Origin of the sequence: Kocuria rhizosphaericola, assembly GCF_044462205.1 — a bacterium.
Lineage (GTDB): Bacteria > Actinomycetota > Actinomycetes > Actinomycetales > Micrococcaceae > Kocuria > Kocuria rhizosphaericola.
Map to the genome: position 1 here is coordinate 24,096 of NZ_JBISWK010000035.1, position 24,571 is coordinate 48,666.

A 24,571-nucleotide genomic window follows, 5' to 3' on the forward strand; every position below is an offset into this window, starting at 1 on the left:
GCAGGGCGGCTCCACCCGGTCGGCGACAGGACGCCGCGGCGCCGACCGGCGCCTCGTCGTCCCCCGGACCGGGGCTCAGCTGGCGCTCTCCAGGTGCGCCAGCGGCAACCAGCGGTGCATGAGCCGGCGGAACGCCACGGCGGAGCCGTGGGCGTCCTGCGCGGCCAGCAGCTCCACGGCGTCGGAGAAGTCCTGCGGGCTCTCGTCCGGCTGGAACGGGTCCGCGAGCGAGCCGTAGTGCAGGACCACGAGGGAGTTGGCGGAGAAGGCCCCGAGCCACCGGCCCAGGTGCGTGAGGTCCTCGGCGAGGTCCTCGAGGTCCTCACCGCCGGCGTCCTCCACCACCTGCGCGGCGCGCACCACCCGCCGGGTCGCGAGGTCCACCGGCACCGCGCACCGGTGCACGCGGTTGCCGTGGTGGAAGCTCTCGGTGTGGTCCTGGGCGTTGAAGAGCGAGAACCACGCCATGGGCACCGTGAACGCCGACTGGCGCGCGTGGACCGGCACGAAGTGCTCCCGGCTCACGCGCTCGCCCGCGGCCCGGACGGCGTCCTCGGGGATGAGCAGGTTGGGCAGGGGCTGGCCGCCCTCCTCCTCGGCGAGCGCCACGAGCCGCAGCGAGCGGCGCAGCCGCTGCGGGGGGTGGTAGACGGGGAAGTCGCCGACCCCCGCCGCGAGCATGTCCCGGCCCCGGGGCGCGGCGGAGAACGGCAGGGTCCACAGCGGCTCCACGGCCGGTGGCAGCGGCTCCTGCCCCGGCTCGGCCAGGCGGGCGAGCTGCTCGGTCAGCTCGTTGACCCCGGCCTCCTCGGGGGACAGCGCCCGGGGCAGCAGAGGGGCGTACACGGCGTCGAGCTCCTCGGCGGGCACGTACACCCGCAGGGCGAACTGGTGGGGGATCCCGGTGGCCGAGCGGAACGTCCGGCCGACCTGCAGCAGCTGGGCCACGGCCGCTCAGTCGATCTCGACGATCACGGGGGCGTGGTCCGAGGCGCCCTTGCCCTTGCGCTCCTCGCGGTCGATCGACGCGTCCGTGACACGCCCGGCCAGGGCGGGGGAGTAGAGCTGGAAGTCGATGCGCATGCCCTCCTTCTTCGGGAAGCGCAGCCCCTTGTAGTCCCAGTACGTGTAGACGCCCGGGCCGGGGTGCCGGGGACGGACCACGTCCTCGTAGCCGGCCTCCTCGAGGAAGGCGCGGAAGGCCGCGCGCTCGGGCGCGCTGACGTGGGTCAGGCCGTTGTCGAGGAAGAACTGCAGGTCCCACACGTCCTCGTCCTGGGGGGCCACGTTCCAGTCGCCCACCAGGGCCACCTGCGCCCGCGGGTCCTCGTCGACCCACTGCTTGGCGTGGTCCTTGAGCACGCGCAGCCACTCCAGCTTGTAGGACATGTGCGGATCCTCCAGGCCGCGGCCGTTGGGGACGTAGAGGGACCACACGCGCACGCCGTCGCACGTGGCCCCGATCGCGCGGGCCTCCTGCACGGGCTCCTCGCCGGGCTTGCCGAAGGCGGGCTGGTCCGGGAAGGTGCGCGCGACGTCCTCGAGTCCCACCCGGGAGGCGATCGCCACGCCGTTCCACTGGCTGAGCCCGAAGTGGGCGACGTCGTAGCCCATGAACTCGAAGAGCTCCCAGGGGAAGTTCTCGTCCCTCGCCTTGGTCTCCTGCATGGCCAGGACGTCCACGTCCGAACGCTGCAGCCACGCCTCCACGCGGTCGGCGCGGGCGCGGACGGAGTTCACGTTCCAGGTGGCGATCCTCATGGTCCCCACGTTACCGGCTGGGCCGGGCGCTCCCGCCCACGGAGCGGACCGCCCGGGACTCCGGGAGATTCCGCGGGAACCCTTCCCTCTTGGGATTGCATATGCTAATTTCCTGCTGGCCCGTGCCCCCGGCGGCGCCGTCCCCAGCAGGGAGAGACCCCCCATGAACCTCGCACGGACCGCGCTCGTCGCGTCCACCGCCTTCGCCCTCCTCCTCGGCGGTCAGCCGGCGGCGCTCGCCGCGCCGACTCCTCCGGCCGATCCGCCCGAGCTCTCCCGCGCCACCGGCGCACCCGCCCCGAGCCTGCACGGGGGCTCGGCCACCGCAGCCGCCCCGGCAGGCACTCCGGCGGCACCGGCGGTCCCGGCCGCCGGCGACCTGGCCGGGGCGGCGTCGGCCGGCGCCCACCCGACCACGGTCGAGCACATCACCGAGGCCTTCGAGATCGTCAACGACCACCGCCGCCAGGCCCGGCGCGCCCCGCTGGTCTACAACACCGCGCTGTCCCGCAACGCCCAGCAGTGGGCGGAGACCATGGCCGCGGCCCGGAAGGAGTCGCGCAACCCGGATCCCTGGGCCGGCGCCCCTCCGGGCGGCGTCCGGATGGACCAGTACTACGGGAAGGGCGTCTTCACCGGAGCGTTCGCGGGTGTCGACGCCGTCGAGGCCCTCACCCACTACCTGCTGGACTTCTATCCCCGCGAGGGGACCGACCAGTTCGCCCGGGACCTGACCCACCTCGGGATCGGTGTCAGCCACGTCGCCACGTCGGGCTCGGACGGTCCCGGGTGGGAGACCTACCTGACGATCCACTACTTCGCCTATCCGGCCGGGCAGGCCGTGCCCGGCACGTTCCCGACCCCGGCGCAGGGCTTCGTGTCCCCGGTGGCCGCCCCGGCCCACGCCGTCCGCGGAGCCATCGGCACCAAGTACCACCGCCTGGGCGGAGCCTCCGTGCTCGGGGAGCCCACGATGAACGAGCGCGGCGGTCTCGTGCACGGCGGCGTCTACCAGCAGTTCCGCAAGGGCACCCGCACCACCACCATCTACTGGGCCCCCGGCTACGGGGCGATGGCCGTGAAGAACTACGGGTCCATCGGCGCCCGGTGGGTCGCGGCCGGCCGGGAGCACAACTTCGGCCTGCCCGCCACGGACGAGCGCCCCGTCACCGGCGGCGCCTACCAGATCTTCCGCCGCGACGGGCGCTCCACCCAGGTGATGTGGAGCCCCGGCACGGGCTCCCGGGCGATCAAGCTGTACGGGGCGATCGGACGGGCCTGGAAGGCCGCCGGCCACGAGCGTGGATACGGCTTCCCCGTCACCGACGAGTACCGGTACGGCGCCGAGGTGCGCCAGCGCTTCTCGAAGGGCTACACCGTCCACTACGCGGCCGGGCGGACCTGGGCCACCCGCTGAGGGGGCCCGACGACGACGGAGCCGCGCACCCCGATCGGGGTGCGCGGCTCCGTCGCTGTGCGGGTGCTCCGGGCGTCAGTCCCGCCACCAGTCGTCGAGGATCGTGGCGGGGGTGGTGCGCTTGTGCCGGGTGATGCGCCAGCGCTGCTCGATCTTCTCCGCCACCGCCTCGTCCACCTCGCGGCCCTCCAGGTAGTCGTCGATGTCGTCGTAAGACAGCCCGAGCTCGGCCTCGTCCGTCTGGCCGGGGGCGTCGTCGAGCAGGTCCGCGGTGGGGGCCTTCGCCCACAGCCGCTCCTCGGCGCCCAGGGTCTTCGTCAGGAGCCGGTTCTGCCGCTTGTCCAGACCGAACAGCGGCAGCACGTCCGCGCCGCCGTCGCCGTACTTGGTGAAGAACCCGGTCACCGACTCGGCGCCGTGGTCGGTGCCGACCACGAGCAGGTTCCGTTCCCCGGCGAGCGCGTACTGGGCGGTCATCCGGACACGGGCCTTGATGTTGCCCTTGTCGAAGTCGGAGATCTCCCGGCCGGTGGCCTCCCGGAACTCGCCCTCGAAGCCGTCCACGGCGGGGGCCACGTTGTAGGTCACGGTGCTGGACGGCCGGATGAACTCCAGGGCGGCCTGGGCGTCCTCCTCGTCGTGCTGGACGTTGTAGGGCAGGCGGACGGCCACGAAGTCCGCGTCCACGCCCTCCTCCGCGAGCCGGTCCACCGCCATCTGGGCCAGCCGGCCCGCCAGCGTGGAGTCGAGGCCCCCGCTGATGCCGAGCACGAAACCGTTCGTGCCGCTGGCGCGGAGGTAGTCGCAGAGGAAGCCGACGCGCGCCTCGATCTCCTGCTGGGGGTCGATCTCGGGCTTCACGCCCATCTCCTCGATGATTGCTGCCTGCAGTGTCCGCATGGGCCCCATGCTAGTGCGGGCCGCTCGCGGGAGGGCAAGGCAGCGCGCCCGGGGAACGGCGGGGGAGTTGCGTAGGATGCGGGCCATGCTCCTGCGCCGCCCCGCCCCCGCGGCCGGGAGCCCCGAGATCCGCCCGACCGAGCGAACCAGGAGCGCAGCATGAGCGAGCAGCACGGGACCCACCACCGGAACAGCCCTGGGCACAGCCCCGTAACCAGCCCCGCAGGCAGCCCTGCGAACATCCTGGTCGAGACCCGCGGAAGGGTCGGGATCATCACCCTGAACCGGCCGAAGGCGCTCAACGCCCTCGACGCCGCGACCCTGCGGGAGGTCGTCGCCGCGTCCACCGCCCTGGACGCCGACCCCGGGATCGGGGCGATCGTCCTCACCGGGTCGGAGAAGGCCTTCGCCGCGGGCGCCGACATCAAGGAGATGGCCGGGCGCAGCGCCCCGGAGATGTACCTCGCGGACTGGTTCTCCGGCTGGGACGCCTTCACCCGGGTGCGCACGCCCGTCGTCGCCGCCGTCTCCGGCTACGCCCTCGGCGGGGGGTGCGAGCTGGCGATGATGTGCGACCTCCTGATCGCCGCGGACACCGCCCGCTTCGGGCAGCCGGAGATCAACCTCGGGGTGATCCCCGGGATGGGCGGCTCCCAGCGCCTGGCCCGCGCGGTGGGCAAGGCCAAGGCCATGGACATGGTCCTGACCGGCCGGCACATCGACGCCGTGGAGGCCGAGCGGGCGGGTCTCGTCTCCCGCGTGGTGCCCGCCGCGGACCTGCTGCAGGAGGCCCTGGACGTCGCCGGGACCATCGCGGCGAAGTCCCTGCCCTCGGTCCTCGCGGCCAAGGAGGCCGTGGACACGGCGTTCGAGACCACCCTCGCGCAGGGCGTGCACCTCGAGCGCCGGCTCTTCCACGCCCTGTTCGCCACCGAGGACCAGAAGGAGGGCATGGCCGCGTTCACGGAGAAGCGCGAGCCGCGGTTCACCCACCGCTGAGTCCCCGCCGCGGCCGGGTGCTCCCCGGCCGCGGGAGCTAACGTGGTGCCATGCCCACACCGTCCCACGAAGCCTCCGCCTGGCAGGTCCGCGAGTCCGCCCTCGACCCGGGCGCGCACGGCGCCCTGGAGTCCGTCTTCGCCCTGTCCAACGGGTTCGTCGGCGTCCGGGGCACCCTCGACGAGGCGCAGCCCAGCGCCTCCCGCGGCACCTTCATGTCGGGGGTGCACGAGTACCACCCCCTGTCCTACCCCGAGGGCGGCTACGGGCATCCCGAGCACGGACAGGCCATCGTCGGCGTGGCCGACGGCAGCACCGTGCACCTGCAGGTCGACGGCGTCCCCCTGGACGTGCGGGAATCGCCGCCGGAGCAGCACGAGCGGGTGCTCGACCTGCGCGCGGGCACGCTCCACCGGGAGACCGAGTGGGTCACCCCGCGGGGCGCCCGGATGCGCCTGACGTCCACGCGCCTGGTCTCGCTGGTCCAGCGCCCCGTGACGGCGATCCGCTACGAGGTCGAGGCGGTGGACCGCCCCGTCCAGGTGGTGCTGCGGTCCGGCCTCGTGGCCAACGGCACCCCGCCCAAGGTGGAGAACTCCGACCCGCGCGTGGCCGAGGTCCTGGAGAAGCCGTTCCGCCCCGAGATCCACCACTGCCACGACACGGGCGGGGTCCTGGTCCACCGCACCCACGGCAGCGGGATCGGGGTGGCCGCCGCGGTCGAGCACGACCTCGACCTGCCCGCCGACGGCGCCGTGAGCACGCAGTGCGACGAGGACCACGTGGTGACGACCGTCGTCGCCGACCTCGGACCCGGTGAGAGCGTGCGCTTCGTGAAGTACCTGTGCCACTCCTCGGCCGTGGACGACCCCGCCGACGACCTCCGCGGCCAGGTGCTCGCCGCGATGGACGGGGCCCTGCGGCGCGGCTGGGACAGGCTGCTCGCCGACCAGCGCGCGGAGCTGGACGAGTACTGGGACGGCGCCGGCGTGGAGATCGACAGCGACCCCGAGCTGCAGCTGGCGATCCGCTTCGACCTGTTCCAGCTCCTGCAGTCCGCGGCCTGCGTCAGCCGGGCCCCGGTCGGGGCGAAAGGACTGACCGGCGGCGGGTACAGCGGACACACCTTCTGGGACATCGAGGGCTTCGTGCTGCCTGCCCTGGCGCTGCTGCGCCCGCGGGACGCCGCCCGGCTCCTGCAGTGGCGCTCCTCGACCCTGGACCGGGCGCGGGAGCGGGCGCAGGTCCTGGACCTGGACGGCGCCTCCTTCCCGTGGCGCACCATCGACGGGCACGAGACGTCGGCGTACTGGCCCGCCAGCACCGCGGCCATGCACGTCAACGCCGACATCGCGCGGGCCTTCAGCTGGTACGCCGCCGTGACCGGCGAGGACCTCACCACGGTCGGCGGGGTCGACGTCCTCGTGGAGACGGCGCGCGTGTGGGCGGCCATGGTGCACGAGGACCACGAGGGCGGCGTCCACCTGCTCGGGATGACCGGGCCGGACGAGTACACCGGCGTGGTCGAGGACAACGTGTTCACGAACCTCATGGCCCGGCGCAACCTCCGGGCGGCCGCCGACGCGTGCGAGGAGCACCGAGAGCACGTGGGGCGGCTGGCCGTGACGGCGGACGAGCTCCAGCGGTGGCGGGCTTTGGCGGACGCGATCCACGTCCCCTACGACGCCGTGCGCGGCGTGCACCCCTCCAACGCGGGGTTCACCACCTACCGCGAGTGGGAGTTCGACGCCAAGCGCGACGGCTACCCCGTGGAGGAGCACTTCCACTACGCGAAGATCTACCGCCGCCAGGTCGTCAAGCAGGCGGACCTGGTGCTCGCCCTGTGGTGGTGCTCCGAGGCGTTCACCCCCGAGCAGACCGCCCGGGACCTGGACTACTACGAGCAGCGGACCGTGCGCGACTCGTCCCTCTCCGCCTGCGTCCAGGCCGTGGTCTGCGCCCGCGTGGGCCACCTGGACCTCGCCCTCGAGCACCTGCGCGAGTCCGCCCTCGTGGACCTGCGGGACATCCAGCAGGACGCCGAGCAGGGCCTGCACCTGGCCTCCGCCGCCGGGTCCTGGCTGGCCGTGGTCTGCGGGTTCGGCGGTCTGGACCCGGACGGGGACGAGCTGCGCCTGGCCCCCCGGCTGCCGGAGGGGCTGCACCGGATCGCCTTCCGCCTCCGATGGCGCGGCCACCGGATCGGCGTGGAGATCGTCCGCTCGGGCACGACGGTGCGGCTCCTGGACCGGACCCCCGGCGAGGTGGCGCTGCGGATCGACGACGAGCCCCTGGCCCTCACGGCCGACCGCCCCGCGACCGCCCCGCTGCGCGCGCCGCACCCGCCCACCCCCGCGCCGCGCCAGCCCCCGGGCCGCGCCCCGCGCGCCCCCCGCACCCCGTGACGCCGTCCGCACCGCTCGAGGTGCTCACCCGCGTCTGGGGCTACGACGCCTTCCGCGGGCAGCAGTCCGAGATCATCGAGACGGTCACCGGTGGCGAGGACGCGCTCGTGCTCATGCCCACCGGCGGCGGCAAGAGCCTGTGCTACCAGATCCCCGCGCTCGTGCGGGAGGGCACCGGTGTCGTCATCAGCCCGCTCATCGCCCTCATGCACGACCAGGTCGACGCCCTCGAGCAGGTCGGTGTGCGCGCCGCCTACCTCAACTCCACCCAGACGGTCGAGGAGCGCCGCGCCGTCGAGCGCCGTCTCCTGGCCGGCGAGCTCGACCTGCTCTACCTGGCTCCCGAACGACTGCCGGTGGCGGCCGAGCTGCTCGACCGCACCCGCATCGCGCTCTTCGCCGTCGACGAGGCGCACTGCGTGGCCCAGTGGGGCCACGACTTCCGCCCCGACTACCTCGGGCTGACGATCCTCCACGAACGCTGGCCCGAGGTCCCGCGCATCGCCCTCACCGCTACCGCGACCGAGGAGACGCGCGAGGAGATCGTCCGCAACCTCCGCCTGGACGACGCCCGCGTCTTCGTCTCCAGCTTCGACCGGCCCAACATCCAGTACCGGGTCGGACCCAAGCAGGACGCCCGCCGGCAGCTGCTGCAGCTCATCCGGACCGAGCACGACGGCGAGGCCGGCATCGTCTACTGCCTCAGCCGCGCCTCGGTCGAGCGCACGGCCGAGTGGCTGGCCGCCCAGGGCGTCACCGCGCTGCCGTACCACGCCGGCCTGCCCGCGGAGCTGCGCTCGCACCACCAGAGCCGCTTCCTGCGCGAGGACGGCGTCGTCATGGTCGCGACCATCGCCTTCGGCATGGGGATCGACAAGCCCGACGTGCGCTTCGTCGCCCACCTCGACCTGCCCAAGAGCATCGAGGGCTACTACCAGGAGACCGGTCGCGCCGGGCGCGACGGGCTGCCGTCGACGGCGTGGCTGGCCTACGGGCTGCAGGACGTCGTCCAGCAGCGGCGGATGATCGAGGCCGGGGAGGGGGACCGGCAGCGCAAGCGCGCCCAGACGCTCCACCTGGACGCGATGCTCGCGCTGTGCGAGACGGTGCAGTGCCGCCGCCAGCAGCTGCTGCGCTACTTCGGCGAAGCGAGCGGACCGTGCGGCAACTGCGACACCTGCCTCAACCCGCCCGAGGCCTTCGACGGCACGGTCCCGGCGCAGAAGCTCATGTCCACGATCGTGCGGCTGCAGCGGGAGCGGGGACAGCAGTTCGGCGCCGGGCACCTGGTGGACATCCTGCTCGGCCGGGAGACCGAGCGGGTGGTGCGGATGCGCCACACCGAGCTCACCACGTTCGGCATCGGCACCGAGCTGAGCGACCAGGAGTGGCGCGGGGTGGTGCGCCAGCTGCTCGCCCAGGGCCTGCTCCGGGTGCAGGGCGAGTACGGCGTCCTGGCGCTCACCGAGGCAGCAGGGGAAGTGCTGCGCGGGCGGAAGGAGGTCCGCCTGCGCCGCGAGCCCGAGCGGTCGAAGGCCGCCCGCGCGCCGAGGACCGCCGCCGCCCCGCCGGTCCTCGACGAGGCCCAGCAGGAGCTCTTCCAGCAGCTGCGGGCCTGGCGCTCCACCGTGGCGAAGGAGCAGGGCGTCCCGGCGTACGTCGTCTTCAACGACGCGACCCTCGCCGCGGTCGCGCAGGCCCGGCCGGGCTCGCTGGGCGAGCTGCGCGGCATCTCCGGCGTCGGCGACGCCAAGCTCGAGCGCTACGGCCCGGCCGTCCTCGAGGTCATCACCGGCGCGTGAACTCCCGCAGCTGCGCCCAACAGGCCTGCAGATGACCGCAGACGCGGATAGAGTGGCGCCATGACCGAGCTCAGGATCGCCGACGCCGCCCGCTTCCTCGGCGTCAGCGACGACACCGTCCGGCGCTGGATCGACCACGGCACGCTGACCAGCACCCGGAGCGCGACCGGCCAGACCGTGGTGGACGGACTGGAGCTGGCCTGCCTGCTCAAGGAGCGCTCCGTCCGGCCCGAGGACCCCGCGCGCGTCGCGAGCTCGGCGCGCAACCGGTTCGTGGGGCTGGTCACCGAGGTCGTCTCGGACACCGTGATGTCCCAGGTGGAGCTGCAGTGCGGCCCGCACCGGGTGGTCTCGCTCATGAGCACCGAGGCCGTCCGGGACCTGGGCCTGGAGCCCGGCCGCGTGGCCACGGCCGTGGTCAAGTCGACCGACGTCGTCGTCGAGATCCCGGGGACGTGAGGCGGCGGTGCGTGCCAGGGCCTCCGCCGTCCTCCTCGCCGCCCTCGGGCTCGGCGTCACCGGGTGCGGGGCCGACCGGCCCCCCGCGGGCGGGGACCCCGTCACCGTCCTCGACGTCCACGCCGCAGCCTCCCTCACGGACACCTTCACCGAGCTCGCCGAGCAGTTCGAGGCGCAGCACCCGGGGGTCGAGGTGCGGCTGAACTTCGCCGGCTCCTCCGCCCTGGTCCAGCAGCTCACGGAGGGCGCGGCCGCCGACGTCCTCGCCACCGCGGACGAGCGGAGCATGGCCGGGGCCGTGGACGCGGGTCTCGTCGACGGCGAGCCCGAGGTCTTCGCCACCAACGTCCTGGCCGTGGTCGTGCCCGCGGACAACCCTGCCGGCGTCGACTCCCTCCGGGACCTGGCGGACCCGGGCGTGCAAGCCGTGGTGTGCGCGCCGCAGGTGCCGTGCGGTGCCGCCACCGAGCGGCTCGAGGACGCCACGGGCGTGCGGCTGAGTCCGGTGAGCGAGGAGGGCTCCGTGACGGGCGTGCTCGGCAAGGTCACCTCGGGCCAGGCGGACGCCGGTCTGGTCTACGCCACGGACGCGCGCTCGGCCGGGGACGCGGTCGAGGTCGTCGAGGTCCCGCAGGCGGCCCGGGCCGTCAACCGGTATCCGATCGCCGCGCTCGCGGACTCCGGCGAGACGGAGACGGCCCGGCGGTTCACCGAGCTCGTCGCCGGCGACCCCGGCCGGGAGGTCCTGGCCGGGGCGGGCTTCGGGGCGCCGTGACCCGGCGTCGTCCCCGCGGCTTCAGCACCGTCCCCGGCTGGGTGTGGATCCCGGCGGCCCTGGGCGCCCTGGTGGTGGTCCTGCCGGTCCTCGGGATGCTCACCCGGGTGGACCGGGACGGCTTCCTCGGCCTGATCACCTCGGAGTCCTCCCGCACCGCCCTGTGGCTGAGCCTGCGCACCGCGACCGTCTCCACCGCGCTGTGCGTGCTGCTGGGCGCCCCGCTGGCCCTGGTGCTGGCCCGCGCGCGGCTGCCCGGCGCGCGGTTGCTGCGTTCGCTGGTGCTGCTGCCGCTGGTGCTGCCGCCCGTGGTCGGCGGGATCGCCCTGCTCCACACCTTCGGGCGCTACGGGCTCGTCGGGCGCCACCTCGAGCTCGCCGGGATCAGCATCGCCTTCACCACCGTGGCGGTCGTGCTCGCCCAGACGTTCGTGGCGCTGCCGTTCCTGGTGGTCAGCCTCGAGGGGGCGCTGCGCAGCGCGGCGGGGGGCTACGAGGAGGTCGCGGCCACGCTCGGCGCCCGGCCCACCACCGTGCTGCGACGCGTCACCCTTCCCCTGGTGCTGCCGGGGCTGGCCTCCGGCGCGGTGCTCTCCTTCGCCCGCTGCCTGGGCGAGTTCGGGGCCACCCTGACCTTCGCGGGCAGCCTGCAGGGGACCACCCGGACCCTGCCCCTGGAGATCTACCTGCTGCGGGAGACGGACCCGGACGCCGCCGTGGCCCTCTCGCTCGTGCTCGTGGTCGTGGCGGTGCTCGTGGTGGGGCTCACGGCTCCCGTGCGCCGGACTGCGGGCCGGCGATGACGGAGGGGCTGTCCGTGACCGCCCGGCTGGCCGCCCGGGACGTGTCCCTCTCGCTGACCGTCCCGCCGGGGGCCACCGTGGCGGTGACCGGCCACAACGGCGCGGGGAAGTCCACCCTGTTCGCCATCCTCGCCGGGCTGCTCGTCCCGGACGCCGGCCGGTGCACCCTCGGCGGGTCCGTGCTCTTCGACCTCGACGACGCCGGGCGCGGGAGCTGGGTGCCCCCGCACGAGCGCGGCATCGCGCTCATGGCGCAGGAGCCGCTGCTGTTCCCGCACCTGAGCGTGCTCGAGAACGTGGCCTTCGGCCCGCGCAGCCGCGGAGCGGGCCGTGCCCGGTCACGGACCGCCGCCCGGCACTGGCTCGTCGAGGTGGGGGCCGAGCAGTTCGCCGACCGCCGGCCGGCCCAGCTCTCGGGCGGCCAGGCCCAGCGCGTCGCGATCGCCCGGGCCCTGGCGGCGGAGCCGCAGCTGCTGCTGCTGGACGAGCCGTTCTCCGCCCTGGACGCGGCCGGCACGCCGGTCGTGCGCGAGCTGCTCGTCCGGGTGCTGGCGGAGCGGACGGCCCTGGTCATCAGTCACGACCCCGGGGACGCCGCCGCCCTGGCCGAGCACGTCGTGGTGCTCGAGAACGGCAGGGTGGCCGGTCCGGGGTGACCCGACCGCCCTCCGCTCCCGGTGAGGCGGGTCACAGTACGATGTGCTCACCACCGTACGGTTCGACCCGGTCCCGGCGGGCCACCCCTCCGCCCGGACCGACGAAAGGACAACCCATGAACCCGGTCCTGCGCGGGGAATCCCCGTCCGTGGAGCAGCACCCCGGCATCCCCTTCCCGGACGCCGACCTCTTCTGCTTCGCCGCCCTCCTCCCGCCGTCCGAGCGCGCGCGGCTGGCCGAGCTGCACGCGTTCCTCCAGGAGCAGATCCGCCCCGTGGTCACGCCGTACTGGAACCGCGAGGAGTTCCCGTCCCACCTGCTCCCGGACCTGGCCGCCCACGGGCTCGGCGAGCTCGAGCTCTCCGGGGCGAGCCGGCTGTTCCGGGGCCTGGCCTACGCCGAGGTCGCCCGGGCCGACGTCTCCCTCAGCGCCCTCGTCGGGATCCACAACGAGCTCATCGTCGATCTGATCGACGCGCTGGGCTCCGCGGCGCAGAAGGCCCGCTGGTTGCCGGAGCTGCGCCGCTTCCGGGCCCTCGGCGCCTTCGCCCTCACCGAGCCCGAGCACGGCTCCGACATCGCCGGCGGCCTGGCCACCACCGCGACCCGCGACGGCGACGAGTGGGTGCTCACCGGCGCCAAGCGCTGGATCGGCGCCGGCACCATCGCCGACGTCGCGATCGTCTGGGCCCGCGACACCGCCGACGGGAAGATCAAGGGCTTCCTCGTGGAGACCGACCGCCCGGGCTGGTCCGCCACGAAGATCGAGCACAAGATCGGCCTGCGGATCATGCAGAACGCCGACATCGTCCTGGACGAGGTCCGGATCCCGGCCGGCAACGCCCTGCCCGGGGCGCAGGACTTCGCCGCGGCCAACGTCATGCTGCGCAACTCCCGCGCCTGGGTGGGCTGGCAGGCGGCCGGGGTCCAGCTGGCGATCTTCGACGTCGCCCGGGACTACGCCCTGGCCCGGAAGCAGTTCGGCCGCCCGCTGGCGAAGTTCCAGCTCGTCCAGGAGCCCCTGTCCCGGATCCTCGGCAACGCCACGGCCGCCCTGGGCCTCATGGCCCAGATCGCCCGGCTGCAGGAGGAGGGCGGCTTCGACATGCCCCACGCCGCCCTCGCCAAGGCCACCACCACGTCCCTGGCCCGGGAGTCCGCGGCCCTGGGACGGAACCTGCTCGGCGGCAACGGCGTGGTCACCGACCACGAGATGGCCAAGCTCTTCAACGACGTCGAGATCCTCTACACCTACGAGGGCACCTACGAGATCAACGCCCTCATCGTGGGCCGCGCCGTCACGGGCGTCTCCGCGTTCGTCTGAGCCGGGCCCCGCGCCACCGCCCGGCACCCCACCGCCCCCGAGCAGCTCCCCGGAAGGACCCCGCATGGACGTCACCGACACCTCCGCCCTCGTCACCGGCGCCGCCTCAGGCCTCGGCGCCGCCACCGCCGCGATGCTCGCCGGGCGCGGCGTGCGGGTCTTCGCCGTCGACCTCCCGGCCGCGATCGAGAAGGCCCCCGACGTCGACGGCGTCACCTACCTGGCAGCGGACGTGACCGACCCCGACCAGGTCCGTGCCGCCGTGACCGCCGCCGCGGACGCCGGACCGCTGCGGACCGTGGTCAACTGCGCCGGCATCGGCCCGTCCGCCCGGGTGCTGGGCAAGCAGGGCGTGCACGACCTCGGCCTGTTCGAGACCGTGCTGCGCGTCAACCTCCTCGGCACCTTCACCGTCCTCGCGCTCGCCGCGGAGCGGATCGCGGCCACCGACCCCCTCGACGACGACGGGCAGCGCGGGCTGGTCGTCAACACCGCCTCCGTCGCCGCGTTCGAGGGACAGGTCGGGCAGGCCGCCTACGCGGCGTCGAAGGGCGGGGTGCACAGCCTGGGCATCACCGCGGCCCGGGACCTCGCGAGCGCCGGCATCCGGGTGAACACCATCGCCCCCGGCGTGATCGAGACGCCCATGCTCGCGGCGGTGAGCGACGAGTTCCGGGCCGGGCTCGCCGCGGGCGTGCCGTTCCCGCGCCGGCTCGGCCGGCCCGGGGAGTTCGCGCAGCTCGTGGCCACGTTCCTCGACAACGACTACCTCAACGGCGCCACCGTCCGGATGGACGGGGCGCTGCGCATGGCCCCCCGATGAGGGCCCGCCCCATAGACTGGGGCCCATGACCACCGACTTCTCGCCCGTCGACCTCGCGACGGCCCGCGACCGCCTCCGCCAGCTGATCGTCGACCTCGCCGTGGTGCGGGGCAAGGTGACGCTCGCCAGCGGCATCGAGGCCGACTACTACGTGGACCTGCGCCGCGTGACCCTCCACCACGAGGCGTCCCGCTACGTGGGCCAGGTGATGCTGGCGCTGCTCGACGGGGCCGGGATCACCTGCGACGCCGTGGGCGGGCTGACCATGGGCGCGGACCCCGTGGGCCACGCGATCATGCGCACGGCGGGGGACCAGGGCCGGGCCGTCGACACGTTCGTGGTCCGCAAGGCCCAGAAGAGCTACGGGATGGGCCGTCAGGTCGAGGGCCCCCCGGTGCAGGGCCGCGACGTCGTCGTGGTGGAGGACACCTCCACGACCGGCGGATCCGCGCTCACCGCGGTGGAGGCCCTGCAGCGGGCCGGCGCCAACGTGGTGGCCGTGGCGATCATCGTGGACCGGAGGACCGGCGCCAAGGAGCGCATCGAGGAGACGGCGGGCGTGCCGTGCCTCTACGCCTTCACGAAGGACGAGCTCGGGCTTGACTGACCCCGCCGACCGGGCCGGCGCCCCGGAGGTCGGCGTCGGCCCCTGGGAGGGCCCGTGGCCCGAGGGCGCGCAGTGGGACCCGGAGCTGCTCGAGCACGGGGACCGGCGCAACGTCGTGGACGGCTACCGGTACTGGACGATGGACGCGATCGTCGCCGACCTCGACACCCGCCGGCACGCCTTCCACGTGGCCGTGGAGAACTGGCAGCACGACCTCAACATCGGCTCCGTGGTGCGCACCGCCAACGCGTTCCTCGCCCGGGAGGTGCACATCGTCGGCCGGCGGCGCTGGAACCGCCGCGGAGCCATGGTCACCGACAGGTACCAGCACGTGCGCCACCACGCGAGCGTCGAGGAGTTCACGGCCTGGGCGGACGCCGAGGGCCTGCCGGTGATCGGGATCGACAACTTCCCGGACTCGCAGCAGCTCGAGACCTACGACCTGCCCGAGCGCTGCGTGCTGGTGCTCGGCCAGGAGGGGCCGGGGCTGAGCCCCGAGATGCACGCGGCGGCCGGCGCCACCCTGTCCATCGCCCAGTTCGGCTCGACCCGCTCCATCAACGCCTCGGCCGCGGCCGCCGTGGCGATGCACGCGTGGGTCCGGCGGCACGTGTTCGGCCAGCCGATCGCCTGACGGGCGACCCGCGGCGTTCACCCGCCGTCTCCCCGTCGTCCAACCGCGGCCCTTTGGCTAGAGTGGGAGCCAGGCCACACCCGAACCGAAGGAGCCAGCATGCCCATCGCAACCCCTGATGTCTACGCCGAGATGATCGACCGGGCCAAGGAGAAGGGTTTCGCCTACCCGGCCATCAACGTCACCTCCTCCCAGACCCTCAACGCCGCCATCCGCGGTTTCGCGGAGGCCGGCTCGGACGGCATCATCCAGGCCTCCACCGGCGGCGCGGCCTACTGGTCCGGGGCCTCCGTCAAGGACATGGTCACCGGCTCGCTCGCGATGGCCGCCTTCGCCCGCGAGGTCGCGAAGAACTACGACGTGAACATCGCCCTGCACACCGACCACTGCCCGCAGGACAAGCTCGAGGGCTTCGTGCTGCCGCTGCTGGAGGAGTCGGAGAAGGCCGTGGCCCGCGGCGAGGACCCGATCTTCCAGTCCCACATGTGGGACGGCTCCGCCATCGAGCTCGACGAGAACCTCCGCATCGCCCAGGAGCTGCTGGCCCGCACGAACAAGGCCAAGATCATCCTCGAGGTCGAGATCGGCGCGGTCGGCGGCGAGGAGGACGGCGTGGAGAACGCGATCAACGAGAAGCTGTACTCCACCGTCGAGGACGGCCTCGCCACCGTCGAGGCCCTCGGCGCCGGCGAGAACGGCCGCTACCTCACCGCCCTGACCTTCGGCAACGTGCACGGCGTGTACAAGCCCGGCGGGGTCAAGCTGCGCCCCGAGCTGCTCCAGCAGATCCAGGAGGAGGTCGGCAAGAAGGTCGGCCGGGAGCGTCCCTTCGACCTCGTCTTCCACGGCGGCTCCGGCTCCACCGCCGAGGAGATCGCGAACTCCGTCTCCTACGGCGTGGTCAAGATGAACGTGGACACCGACACCCAGTACGCGTTCACCCGTCCCGTCGCCGGGCACATGTTCGCCAACTACGACGGCGTCCTGAAGATCGACGGCGAGGTCGGCAACAAGAAGAAGTACGACCCGCGCGTGTGGGGCGCCCTGGCCGAGGAGTCCATGGCCGCCCGCGTGGTCGAGGCCTGCCAGAACCTCGGCTCCGCCGGGACCTCCGTCAAGTAGCCGCTCCACCCCTCGCGACAGCCTGCCGCGGCCGCCCGCCGCGGCCGCGGAGAGGACGGCGGCGTCCTGCCCGAGCGGGGCGCCGCCGTCCTCCCCGCGCCCGTCCCTCGAACTCCGCAACCCCGCGCACCGAAAGGACCCCGTCCCCCATGAGCCTCACCGGCAAGAACCTGCTCGGCGGCCCCGAGCCCACCTACCTCACCGAGGACCCGGGCCTGGTCGAGCGCATCGAGGCGGGCGACGAGGCGGAGGACCTCGCCGCGCGCTTCCCGAAGGCCTCCCTCGCCTGGGCCATGTGCGCCGAGGACGCCCTCGCCGAGGGCCGCACCCTCGAGGGGTACGCCTTCGCCCGCGTGGGCTACCACCGCGGCCTCGACGCCCTGCGCGGCCACGGCTGGAAGGGCCACGGACCCGTCCCGTTCTCCCACGAGCCCAACCGGGGCTTCCTGCGGGCGCTCGCTGCCCTGGGCCGGGCGGCCGCGGCGATCGGCGAGTTCGACGAGGCCGAGCGCATCCAGAAGTTCCTCAACGACTCGGACCCCACCGCCGCGGAGCAGCTGCAGCGCTGACCCGGCGGTCGATCGGGCCGGGCGGTGGGCCGGTCAGGACGCGCCGGAGTCCTTGCCTCGTCCGGGACCGGGACCGGGCCCGCGGCCCTCGCCGTTCCGGCGGCCGGGTCCGCGTGGACGCCAGGACGGGCGGGGCCAGTCCCGCTTGGGCAGGCGCACGTTCCACTCGCCCGCCCCCGGGAGCCGCCACCCCCGGCGACGGGCCACGACGGTGACCATGGCGGCGGTGAGGATCGCCGCGGCCATGCCCCAGTTGGGGTAGCCCAGGCCGTGCAGCACGGCCATCTCGGCGCTGGCGATCACGGCGCCCGTGGCGTAGAGGGTGTTGCCGCCGAAGATCATCGGCACCCGCCCCACCGCGATGTCGCGGATCATCCCGCCGCCCACCGCGGTGGTCACGCCGATCATGACGGCCGGCAGCCAGGTCAGTCCCACGTCGAGGGCCTTGCCGGTGCCCGTGGCCGCCCAGCAGCCCACGGCCAGGGCATCGGCCACGACCAGCACGCGGTTGGTCCACTTCCCCTGGAGCCGCAGGAAGAACGCGACCGTGGCCCCCGCGATCGCCGTGATCAGGTACGCGGGGTTCGTCAGGGCCACGGGGAAGCCGACCTGCAGCAGGGTGTCGCGCAGGAGGCCCCCGCCGAGCGCGGAGACGATGGCCAGGAACGCGAAGCCGACGGGGTCCATCTTCAGCTGGCGCGCCACCGCCCCGCCCAGGATGCCGTTGGTCAGCACGCCGAGCAGGTCGACGACGTCGAACGCCACGCTCGGATCGAGAGTCTCCACGGCCACCACGTCCACGCCCACCTCCTCCACGGCCCACCGACGCCCGAGGTTAGCACTCGTCCCGGGGCCGTGCTCCTCCCGCGGTGACGGGCCGGACCCGCTCGATCCCCAGCACACCGCCCGGTCCGGGGCCGGCACGGCCGAGCGGTGGAAGGGCCGGCGCACGCGCCACCAGCACCGCCTCGGGGGCCGGCCCGGGGCCACGGCGCACGACGCGGGAAGCCCCACGGCGAACCCGCACCGGCTCGGGGCAGGTAGGACGAGCCGGCCCGGGGGATCGGCGGGTCAGAGGAAGGGTCGCAGCGGCACCAGGACGGTCTCGGCGAACCAGGCCGCGGGGTGCCGCTCGTCCCACTGGTCGGCGGTCAGCTCCCGGCAGTTCACGCTGTCGGCGGCGAAGACCTCCTCCATGTCCGCGGCGAAGTCCCGGTCGTGGATCTCCAGGTTCGTCTCGTAGTTGAACCCCAGGCTCAGCCGGTCGATGTTGGCGGTGCCGACGATCGACCACTGCCCGTCGATGGTCGCCGTCTTGGCGTGGATCATCGCGTTCCGGTAGAGCAGCACCGTGATGTTGGCGGCCAGCAGCGTGGAGTAGAAGCCGCGGGAGAGCCAGTCGGCGAGCACGTGGTTGGAGTCCTCGGGCAGGATCACGCGCACGTCCACGCCGCGCCGGGAGGCCTCGACCAGGGCGGAGAGGATCTGCTGGTCGGGGATGAAGTAGGCGGTGGTGAGGTAGATGTGGTCCGTGGCCCGGTGGATGGCGTCGAGGTAGACGCTCCGGATCGGGTACACCAGGCTGGCAGGAATGTTGTTGATCGCGCGCACCCGGGAGTCCCAGGAGCCGGGGTTCACGTGCGGCAGCTTCGGCCGGCGCGCCGAGGGGTGGTTCCACACCGCCGCGAACGAGTGCCCCAGCTCGAAGGCGGCGGGGCCGGTGAGCCGCACGTGGGTGTCGCGCCACTGCGTGGCGTAGTGCGAGCCGAGGTTGTAGCCGCCCACGAACCCGATCTCGTCGTCGACGACCAGCAGCTTGCGGTGGGTCAGCCCGGTCGCCTGCAGCGGGCTCAGCAGCAGCCGTGGGCGCAGGACGGGGAAGCGGAAGACGTGCACGTCGGGGTGGAAGCGGTAGAACCGGCGGGGCACCACGAGGTTGCCGAACCCGTCGTACATCACGTGCACCTCGACGCCGCGGGCGGCGGCGGCGTTGACGGCGTCCAGGAACTCACGGCCGACCTCGTCGTCCTTCCAGATGAAGGTCTCCAGCTGCACGCGGCGCTCCGCGCCCCGGATCGCGGCGAGCATGTCCCGGTAGAGGTCCTCCCCGTAGGTGTAGACCGTGGTGCCGGTCTCCGCGACCGTGTGCTCGAACGTGCCCGGGCGCGGGAACCCGGAGCGCCGCGAGCGGCTCCGGCGCTTGACCGCGTCGGTCGCCACCAGGGTGGCCACCACCGCCGACTGCACGGCCAGCATGCCGGCGACGGAGCGGACGGCGACGGAGCGGAGCATGCGGGGGCCGGTGGCGCGAGGGGACGTCATCCGTAAAGCCTAGCCGCGCGTCCTGCCCGGGTCCGTCAGGGGCGGAGGGCGACCACCAGGCTGATCTCGACGACCGCTCCGTCGGGAAGACTCGTGACCCCGACGGCGGCTCGTGACGGGCGGCCGTCCTCCCCGAACGCCTCCAGCAGCTCCTCCGAGGCCCCGTCGAGCACGTCCGGGTGAGCGGTGAACCCCGGAGCCGCCGCAACGTACCCCGTCATGGAGACGATCCGCTGCACACGGTCGAGACCGCCGAGGTGGTGGGCCAGGCTCGCGAGACAGTTCCGCACCGCCAGCCGCGCACAGCCACGGGCGTCCTCGGCGGCGGGCCCCTCCGGTGCGCCGACGGCTCCCCGGTGGTCGAGGGCGCCCCGCACCGCATGGGTGTGGCCTGCCGTGAACGCCAGGGGGCCCGCCACAGTCACCGGAACGTAGGCACCCGCCGGGGCCGGTGTGGGCGGAAGCTCTCCGAGATAGGTCTCGTGGTCGTGGCGGGCACGGCCCGCGGCGGAGTCGTGGTGGCGCGAACGGTCGGGAAGCACGGTCTCTCCTCAGCAAGCAATGATTGTCGACGATCAGACACTATGGGATCATGAGACATGCCCAACATCCAAAGGTTCATTCCTGAGGGCCCCGAGCCCGACCGGGTCATCGGCGTGGTCAACCCCTACGACATGGCGCTGGACCGGGAGCTGTGGCGCTGGATGCCCGACAACGTCTCTCTCGCCGTCGCCCGCACCCCCCATCACCCCATGGTGGTGGACGAGATCATGGCGAGCGCGCTCGGCGACGACGCCGAGGTCCGCTCCACCGCCCGGTGCCTCACCGCTGTCGCGCCGGAGGCGGTGGTGTTCGCCTGCACCTCCGGGAGCTTCGTCAACGGGATCGAGGGGGCCAGGAAGATCTCCGCCGCCATCGGGGAGGAGGTGCATGCCCCGGCCGTGACCACGTCCGAGGCGCTGCTCGAGGCGCTGGACGCCCTGGCGGTCACCCGTCTGGCCATCGCCACGCCCTACGTCCCCAAGCTGACGGAGCGGCTCGAGGACTTCCTGGCCGCGGACGGCCGCAGCGTCGTGGGGACCGCGGGGCTGGGTCTGGACCGCCTCATCTGGCACGTGCCCTACAACGTCACCGCCGATCTCGTGCGCCGGGCCGACCACCCGGATGCGGAGGCCGTGTTCGTGTCCTGCACCAACCTGCCCACGTTCCACATCATCGCGACCCTCGAGGAGGAGCTCGGCAAACCCGTGCTCACCGCCAACCAGGTCACCGCGTGGGCGGGCCTGCGCCGGCTCGGGCTGCCCCTGGTGACCGATGACCAGCGCCTGGGCGAGGTCGGGCGCGCGGCCTGATGCGGATCGGCCGACCGGCCGACGACGGCGGAGGAATGACGACGACGGCGCCCCGCTGGGGCGGGGGGCCGTCGTCGTCGGTGGAGCCGCCCGGCGGGGCGGCGACCTGCTTCAGCGGCTGAACAGGGCCCCGAGCCCCTCGGCGCGAACGGGGTGGCCGGCCAGGCGGAGACCCTGCCAGGCGGTGACCTGGTTGGCCGTGAGCACGGGCGCGCCCAGGGCCTCCTCGAGCCGGGGGAGCGAGGCGATCGTGTGCAGCGCGGTGTCCGGGATCAGCAGGCACTCCGCGCCGGTCAGATCGGCGGCGCGCGCGGTCCCGAGCACCCACTCGGCGTCCAGCAGGCCCGCGTCCTCGCCGCTGGGAACGTCGTAGGTGGACAGGGCGGTCACCGTGATCCCGTCCTGCTCCAGGAGCCGCACGAAGTGCGAGGCGACGTCCTCCGGGTAGGTCGCGGCCACCGCGACCCGGCTCAGCCCCAGGTGGTGCACCGCCTCGGCGAAGGCCAGGGAGGTCGAGGAGGACGGGGCGCCGGCGGCCTCCTCGATCCACCTCGCCTGCTCCAGGCATCCCTCCCGGCCGTAGACGAAGCTGCCCGAGGTGCACGCCCACATCGCCGCGCCGGGGGAGAGCTCGCGGGCCTTCTCGGCGGACGGCACCAGGTTGTCCCGGGAGCCCAGGGCCAGCAGCGCGTCGACGTCGTGGTCCGTGCTGCCCTCCCAGGTGTGGATCACCGGGAAGGAGGTGTCCGGGATGAGCTGTTCGAGGGCGGGGAACTCGTCCTCCGCGCTGTGGCCGGGGTAGAGGATGGCGACGGTGTGCATGGTGCCGGGGGCCCTTTCGTGGTGTGTTGCACGTCTCACCAAAAAGCTTACAGTTGGATTGTAGACAATCATAGGGTGCCGTTCCGTGGCGCCTCTGCCCTCGATCCAACGGAGACGATCCATGACGCGGTACATCACCATCACCCTGGAGAAGCGGGGCGTCACCGCCCGGGCGCGACTGCTCGACGACGAGGCGCCGCGCACCGCCGAGGCCGTGTGGCAGGCGCTGCCCCAGTCCGGGCAGGTGTTCCACGGCAAGTTCGCGCGCAACGAGATCTACGCGCTCGTTCCCGCCTTCGCCGCGGAGGAGCCCGGTCCCGAGAACCAGACGATCACGCCGATCCCCGGGGACCTGTGCTACTTCACCTTCGAGGGTGTGCTCGACAATCCCGCCTACGGCTACGAGGCCTCCGCGGGGACCACCGAGAACCGCCTGCTCATCGACCTGGCCGTCTTCTACGGACGCAACAACCTGCTGGTCAACGGGGACGTCGGGTGGGTTCCGGGCAATGTCTTCGCGGCCGTCGAGGAGGGGCTCGAGGAGCTGGCCGCCGCGTGCCAGGACGTCTGGATGGGCGGAGCCCGCGGCGAGACGCTGAGCTTCGCCCGCGCCGGGACGGCCTGACGCGAGGCTCCGCACCGGTCCGCGCGGGGCGACGGTCCCCGCGGCTCAGCTGCGGCGCACGTAGCCCAGCTCCTTGTCCACCTGGTTGACCAGCTCCTCGCCGGCGCACCAGCGGGCGAGGTTCTGCGCGAACTGGTCCGCCAGGGTGTCCCGCCAGCCGGCGACGTCCCCGCTCATGTGCGCCGAGACGTGCACGTTCTCCAGCTGCCAGAACGGATGCTCGACGGGCAGCGGCTCCTCGTGGAAGACATCCAGCGAGGCGGCGGCGATGCCGCCGTCCCGCAGGGCCTCGACCAGGGCAGGCTCGTCCACGAGGGGGCCCCGTCCCACGTTCACCAGATGGGCGGTCGGCTTCATCCGGGCCAGCACCTCTGTGCCCACGAGCCCACGGGTGTCCTCGGTCAGCGGGGCGATGAGCACCAGGTGGTCCGCCCAGCCGGCGTGCTCGGCGAGGTCCGCACTGGGAACCACGGTCCCGAAGTCCGGGTCCTCCTCCCGCGCGGTGCGTCCGGCCCCTCGGACCTCCAGGCCGACGGCCCGGAGCAGCCGGGCCGTCGCCCGTCCGATGCCCCCCGTGCCCACCACGAGGGCGTGCTGCCCCGCACTGCGCTGCACCTCGCGGTGCTTCCAGGCGGACCGGCGCTGGAGGTCCTTGCTGACGTGCAGCTGCTTGTCGTGGGCGAGCACCGACGCCAGGACGAACTCCGCGATGGGTCCGTCGAAGGCGCCGTGGGCATTGGTGACCTGGATCGTGGACTCCCGCAGCTCGTCGAAGAGCAGGGAGTCCACGCCCGCGGCGGCCACGTGGACCCACTCCAGGGAGTCGGCGTGGGGCCATGCGTCGTGCAGGGCGGGGGAGAAGAAGTCCCAGACGAACAGGACCTGGGCTCCGGGCAGGGCCCCGGGCAGGCCCTCCGCGTCGGTCCAGACCACGTCGGCGTGGTCCTCGATGTCCGAGGCGTTGTAGGGGGCGCTCGTGCCGGGTGCCGTGAGGACGACGACCTTCGGATGTCGCCGGGGGTGCCGGGGCTGCGGTGTCTCTTCCATGGGGCCACTGTAAGACGCCTCAGGATTGTTGACAATAAGTCGATTGTGCGCGGAGAATGTGGGCCATGACATCTATCAGCCCCGTTCTCAAGCAGGCGACCCCGGTGGTCGTGGACCACGCCCAGGGAAGCTGGATCCACGGAACCGACGGCCGGTCCTACCTCGACTTCACCACCGGCATCGGTGTCACCAGCACGGGTCACTGCCACCCGAAGGTGGTCGCCGCCGCTCGGGAGCAGGTCGGCAAGATCATCCACGCGCAGTACACCACCGTGATGCACCAGCCGCTGCTGGCGCTGACCGAGAAGCTGGGCGAGGTGCTGCCCGAGGGACTGGACTCCGTGTTCTACGCCAACTCCGGCTCGGAGGCCGTGGAGGCGGCCATCCGCCTGGCGCGCATGGCCACCGGTCGGCCCAACATCGTCGTGTTCCAGGGCGGCTTCCACGGCCGGACCGTGGCCGCCGCCTCCCTCACCACCGCCGGCACGAAGTTCTCCGCCGGCTACGCGCCCCTCATGGCCGGCGTGCACATGTCCGCGTTCCCGTATGCCTACCGCTACGGCTGGGACGAGGAGACGGCGGTGGCCTTCGCCCTCCAGGAGCTGGACTACCTGCTGCAGACCCGCACGGCGCCCAACGACACGGCGGCGTTCCTCATCGAGCCCGCCCTGGGCGACGGCGGCTACCTCCCCACGCCAGGGGCCTTCATGGACGGACTGCGCGAGCGCGCCGACCGGCACGGCATCCAGCTGATCTTCGACGAGGTGCAGGCGGGCGTCGGGCGGACCGGCAGGTTCTGGGGCCACCAGTACTCCAACGTCGCTCCGGACATCATCATCACGGCCAAGGGCATCGCCTCCGGCTTCCCGATCTCCGCCATCGCGGCCTCCATCGAGACCATGTCCAAGGCCTGGCCGGGCTCCCAGGGCGGCACCTACGGCGGCAACGCCGTCTCCGCCGCGGCCGGCGTCGCGACCCTCGAGGTCGTCGAGGAGGAGGGTCTCGTAGAGAACTCCCGCGTGCGCGGCGAGCAGCTGCAGGCCGGGCTGATCCAGATCCAGGAGCGCTTCCGCGTGATCGGCGACGTCCGAGGCCGTGGCCTGATGCAGGGCATCGAGTTCACCGCCGAGGACGGGTCCCCGGACGCCCGGACGGCCGCCGCCGTCCAGCAGGCCACCACGGACCAGGGTCTGCTCACGCTGACGTGCGGTCCCGCGGGCAACGTGGTGCGGCTCATCCCCGCCCTCGTGGTCACCGCCGACGAGATCACCACCGGCCTGGAGCGCTTCGAGGCCGCGCTGGCCGCTGTCACCGAGGCGGTCACCACCGCCACCGGATCCTGAAGG

25 protein-coding genes are annotated in these 24,571 nt (G+C 73.2%); 17 read left to right on the forward strand and 8 right to left on the reverse strand.

Annotated elements, in window-relative coordinates; translation table 11 throughout:
* Positions 1–75: 75 nt before the first annotated feature.
* Positions 76–948 (reverse strand): hypothetical protein, encoded by an 873-nt coding sequence (locus tag ACH9D2_RS03910; protein WP_396361442.1) that lies wholly within the window; start codon positions 946–948, stop codon positions 76–78.
* Positions 949–954: 6 nt separating this feature from the next.
* Positions 955–1,761 carry an exodeoxyribonuclease III gene (locus ACH9D2_RS03915; RefSeq protein WP_396361443.1) on the reverse strand — a complete coding sequence of 269 codons (807 nt, stop codon included), beginning with the start codon at positions 1,759–1,761 and terminating at the stop codon, positions 955–957.
* Positions 1,762–1,924: 163 nt separating this feature from the next.
* On the opposite strand from ACH9D2_RS03915, the gene ACH9D2_RS03920 reads away from it, so the two are divergent.
* Positions 1,925–3,178 carry a CAP domain-containing protein gene (locus tag ACH9D2_RS03920; protein WP_396361444.1) on the forward strand — a complete coding sequence of 418 codons (1,254 nt, stop codon included), beginning with the start codon at positions 1,925–1,927 and terminating at the stop codon, positions 3,176–3,178.
* Between the two features lie 75 nt (positions 3,179–3,253).
* Here ACH9D2_RS03920 and nadE read toward each other — a convergent pair whose 3' ends face one another.
* Positions 3,254–4,078 carry an ammonia-dependent NAD(+) synthetase gene (gene nadE / locus ACH9D2_RS03925; protein ID WP_396361445.1) on the reverse strand — a complete coding sequence of 275 codons (825 nt, stop codon included), beginning with the start codon at positions 4,076–4,078 and terminating at the stop codon, positions 3,254–3,256.
* Positions 4,079–4,237: 159 nt separating this feature from the next.
* On the opposite strand from nadE, the gene ACH9D2_RS03930 reads away from it, so the two are divergent.
* The 13 genes from ACH9D2_RS03930 to ACH9D2_RS03990 all read left to right on the forward strand — a co-directional run bounded on the left by ACH9D2_RS03930 (position 4,238) and on the right by ACH9D2_RS03990 (position 17,057).
* The gene (locus tag ACH9D2_RS03930) at positions 4,238–5,077 is read left to right on the forward strand and encodes an enoyl-CoA hydratase (protein ID WP_396361446.1); all 840 of its coding nucleotides are present in this window, start codon (positions 4,238–4,240) and stop codon (positions 5,075–5,077) included.
* Between the two features lie 50 nt (positions 5,078–5,127).
* Entirely contained in the window at positions 5,128–7,482 is a 2,355-nt protein-coding gene (locus ACH9D2_RS03935; RefSeq protein ID WP_396361447.1) for a glycoside hydrolase family 65 protein, read from the forward strand.
* Entirely contained in the window at positions 7,479–9,284 is a 1,806-nt protein-coding gene (recQ, locus tag ACH9D2_RS03940) for a DNA helicase RecQ (RefSeq protein WP_396361448.1), read from the forward strand. The genes ACH9D2_RS03935 and recQ overlap by 4 nt, the downstream gene beginning before the upstream one ends.
* A gap of 60 nt (positions 9,285–9,344) precedes the next feature.
* The gene (locus ACH9D2_RS03945; protein ID WP_396361449.1) at positions 9,345–9,743 is read left to right on the forward strand and encodes a TOBE domain-containing protein; all 399 of its coding nucleotides are present in this window, start codon (positions 9,345–9,347) and stop codon (positions 9,741–9,743) included.
* Positions 9,744–9,750: 7 nt separating this feature from the next.
* Positions 9,751–10,518 carry a molybdate ABC transporter substrate-binding protein gene (modA, locus tag ACH9D2_RS03950; RefSeq protein WP_396361450.1) on the forward strand — a complete coding sequence of 256 codons (768 nt, stop codon included), beginning with the start codon at positions 9,751–9,753 and terminating at the stop codon, positions 10,516–10,518.
* Positions 10,515–11,321, forward strand: a complete 807-nt coding sequence (locus ACH9D2_RS03955; RefSeq protein WP_396361451.1) for an ABC transporter permease — start codon at positions 10,515–10,517, stop codon at positions 11,319–11,321. The genes modA and ACH9D2_RS03955 overlap by 4 nt, the downstream gene beginning before the upstream one ends.
* A 14-nt stretch (positions 11,322–11,335) precedes the next feature.
* On the forward strand, positions 11,336–11,977 hold the full coding sequence (locus tag ACH9D2_RS03960; RefSeq protein ID WP_396361452.1) for a sulfate/molybdate ABC transporter ATP-binding protein: 642 nt from the start codon (positions 11,336–11,338) through the stop codon (positions 11,975–11,977).
* Between the two features lie 116 nt (positions 11,978–12,093).
* The gene (locus ACH9D2_RS03965; protein WP_396361453.1) at positions 12,094–13,302 is read left to right on the forward strand and encodes an acyl-CoA dehydrogenase family protein; all 1,209 of its coding nucleotides are present in this window, start codon (positions 12,094–12,096) and stop codon (positions 13,300–13,302) included.
* 64 nt (positions 13,303–13,366) lie between these two features.
* Entirely contained in the window at positions 13,367–14,125 is a 759-nt protein-coding gene (locus ACH9D2_RS03970; RefSeq protein WP_396361454.1) for an SDR family NAD(P)-dependent oxidoreductase, read from the forward strand.
* 25 nt (positions 14,126–14,150) lie between these two features.
* Positions 14,151–14,732, forward strand: coding sequence for an orotate phosphoribosyltransferase (gene pyrE / locus ACH9D2_RS03975; protein ID WP_396361455.1), 582 nt, complete (start codon positions 14,151–14,153; stop codon positions 14,730–14,732).
* Positions 14,725–15,366, forward strand: a complete 642-nt coding sequence (locus ACH9D2_RS03980; RefSeq protein WP_396361456.1) for a TrmH family RNA methyltransferase — start codon at positions 14,725–14,727, stop codon at positions 15,364–15,366. Before pyrE ends, ACH9D2_RS03980 begins: the two co-directional genes overlap by 8 nt.
* 99 nt (positions 15,367–15,465) lie before the next feature.
* On the forward strand, positions 15,466–16,488 hold the full coding sequence (gene fbaA / locus ACH9D2_RS03985) for a class II fructose-bisphosphate aldolase (protein WP_396361457.1): 1,023 nt from the start codon (positions 15,466–15,468) through the stop codon (positions 16,486–16,488).
* Positions 16,489–16,637: 149 nt separating this feature from the next.
* Positions 16,638–17,057, forward strand: a complete 420-nt coding sequence (locus tag ACH9D2_RS03990) for a DUF3151 domain-containing protein (RefSeq protein ID WP_298584880.1) — start codon at positions 16,638–16,640, stop codon at positions 17,055–17,057.
* A gap of 33 nt (positions 17,058–17,090) precedes the next feature.
* On the opposite strand, the gene ACH9D2_RS03995 is transcribed toward ACH9D2_RS03990, so the two are convergent.
* From ACH9D2_RS03995 to ACH9D2_RS04005, 3 genes are all read right to left on the reverse strand, one after another.
* Positions 17,091–17,858 carry a trimeric intracellular cation channel family protein gene (locus ACH9D2_RS03995; protein ID WP_396361458.1) on the reverse strand — a complete coding sequence of 256 codons (768 nt, stop codon included), beginning with the start codon at positions 17,856–17,858 and terminating at the stop codon, positions 17,091–17,093.
* Positions 17,859–18,128: 270 nt separating this feature from the next.
* Positions 18,129–19,379: a phospholipase D-like domain-containing protein gene (locus ACH9D2_RS04000; protein WP_396361459.1), complete on the reverse strand. Its 1,251-nt coding sequence runs from the start codon at positions 19,377–19,379 to the stop codon at positions 18,129–18,131.
* A gap of 35 nt (positions 19,380–19,414) precedes the next feature.
* Positions 19,415–19,921: a RidA family protein gene (locus tag ACH9D2_RS04005; protein WP_396361460.1), complete on the reverse strand. Its 507-nt coding sequence runs from the start codon at positions 19,919–19,921 to the stop codon at positions 19,415–19,417.
* A 57-nt stretch (positions 19,922–19,978) separates the two neighbouring features.
* On the opposite strand from ACH9D2_RS04005, the gene ACH9D2_RS04010 reads away from it, so the two are divergent.
* Positions 19,979–20,731 (forward strand): maleate cis-trans isomerase family protein, encoded by a 753-nt coding sequence (locus ACH9D2_RS04010; RefSeq protein WP_396361461.1) that lies wholly within the window; start codon positions 19,979–19,981, stop codon positions 20,729–20,731.
* A gap of 111 nt (positions 20,732–20,842) precedes the next feature.
* On the opposite strand, the gene ACH9D2_RS04015 is transcribed toward ACH9D2_RS04010, so the two are convergent.
* The gene (locus ACH9D2_RS04015; protein ID WP_396361462.1) at positions 20,843–21,553 is read right to left on the reverse strand and encodes an aspartate racemase/maleate isomerase family protein; all 711 of its coding nucleotides are present in this window, start codon (positions 21,551–21,553) and stop codon (positions 20,843–20,845) included.
* Positions 21,554–21,674: 121 nt separating this feature from the next.
* On the opposite strand from ACH9D2_RS04015, the gene ACH9D2_RS04020 reads away from it, so the two are divergent.
* Positions 21,675–22,178 carry a DUF3830 family protein gene (locus ACH9D2_RS04020; RefSeq protein ID WP_396361463.1) on the forward strand — a complete coding sequence of 168 codons (504 nt, stop codon included), beginning with the start codon at positions 21,675–21,677 and terminating at the stop codon, positions 22,176–22,178.
* A gap of 45 nt (positions 22,179–22,223) precedes the next feature.
* Here ACH9D2_RS04020 and ACH9D2_RS04025 read toward each other — a convergent pair whose 3' ends face one another.
* Positions 22,224–23,225 (reverse strand): D-2-hydroxyacid dehydrogenase, encoded by a 1,002-nt coding sequence (locus tag ACH9D2_RS04025; RefSeq protein WP_396361464.1) that lies wholly within the window; start codon positions 23,223–23,225, stop codon positions 22,224–22,226.
* A 65-nt stretch (positions 23,226–23,290) separates the two neighbouring features.
* Here ACH9D2_RS04025 and ACH9D2_RS04030 point away from each other — a divergent pair, with 65 nt between their 5' ends.
* Positions 23,291–24,568 carry an aminotransferase class III-fold pyridoxal phosphate-dependent enzyme gene (locus ACH9D2_RS04030; RefSeq protein ID WP_396361465.1) on the forward strand — a complete coding sequence of 426 codons (1,278 nt, stop codon included), beginning with the start codon at positions 23,291–23,293 and terminating at the stop codon, positions 24,566–24,568.
* Positions 24,569–24,571: the final 3 nt, after the last annotated feature.